Source organism: Halomonas sp. (assembly GCF_052095765.1).
GTDB lineage: Bacteria > Pseudomonadota > Gammaproteobacteria > Pseudomonadales > Halomonadaceae > Halomonas.
The window spans coordinates 1-1,036 of record NZ_JBQDJZ010000123.1 but is presented as its reverse complement, the minus strand read 5'-3'; the positions used below and the strand labels follow the sequence as shown (position 1 = coordinate 1,036).

At 51.4% G+C, this 1,036-nt stretch carries 2 protein-coding genes; both read right to left on the bottom strand.

All coding sequences use genetic code 11. From position 1 onward, the window contains the following. On the bottom strand, positions 1-822 hold an 822-nt coding region (locus ACTH3D_RS12235; RefSeq protein ID WP_441667406.1), incomplete at its 3' end, for a hypothetical protein. A gap of 27 nt (positions 823-849) precedes the next feature. Further along, positions 850-1,036, bottom strand: a 187-nt coding sequence (locus tag ACTH3D_RS12230; RefSeq protein WP_441667405.1) for a hypothetical protein, incomplete at its 5' end; no start/stop codon positions are given.

The window sequence follows — 1,036 nt, the reverse complement described above, 5'->3', positions numbered from 1 at the left end:
CTTCAGTTTGCATTCGTTCATACCGACAGCACGTGCGAGCTTTGCAATGGTCGGTGGATCACTGAGATCTTGTAGCAGAAGTTCTTTGGCCCCATCCAGTTGGCGACATACACGGGGGGAGAGTGCATCGCACCCACGGCAGGTCTGGAACGCTGACAAGTGCCAGTGAAGAAAGTCTAACGTTGCCGCATGCAGCAATAGTCGGTGCTGTGGTATATCTTTCATCAGATTGGCAATGCTCATCGCTGAGCGCATCGTTTTGCGGCATTGGCCAGCATGGCGGACGAAGAAATCAGCCTCTTCTCCCCTCTCCCGGCCAATCAGATCCTCTACCTCTTCTCCAGCCAAACCATAAAGAGCCTCAGGGGAGACCATCACCGTTAAATTCTGAAAATCATGGCTATGGCGAATGAAAAAGGACTCTCCGGCGGAATAGCCTAGGCTCACATCGCCTTGGGAGTAGTCCAGCGTACGGTTACCCACTTGGCCGTCGAACCTGCCAGCCAGTTGGCAATTCAGATGCAGAAACTGGTGATCTCCCGAAAATGACTTCGGCGTATCAATTGCCCCTAGGCACTCAGCCGTGGTGTGGCAAACAATGAGCCCAGGCTGCAACATGACCCCTATATGGTCTGTGCTCTGGAGTGTAGAACTCTCCAATCTGCCCCGAGTGCTTACCAAGTCTGACTGATTCATACCTCCCTTCATACCCGCCCCGCAACAATAATGATAATCAATATCAAAAGATATTTTTATCAGACTCTTTATTAATGCACAAGCTAAATGCATAAAGCCTTCATCCCTGAGGCTAAAGCCTTCCATAGCACTGTGGGGGCGCGGAAACGGGCGTCAGAAGTGGAGGGCAGCACCTAGTCCTACTGTGGCACCGCGAGCATAGGACACACCAAACACCGGATTGCCATCTGCATCCGTGCCAAAGCGATCTTTAATACTCATGTACTCTTCATCCAGCAGATTGTCTCCAAAGAAGTACACCTCGCTATTACCGAAATCCATACCCAGGCGGGCGGATACC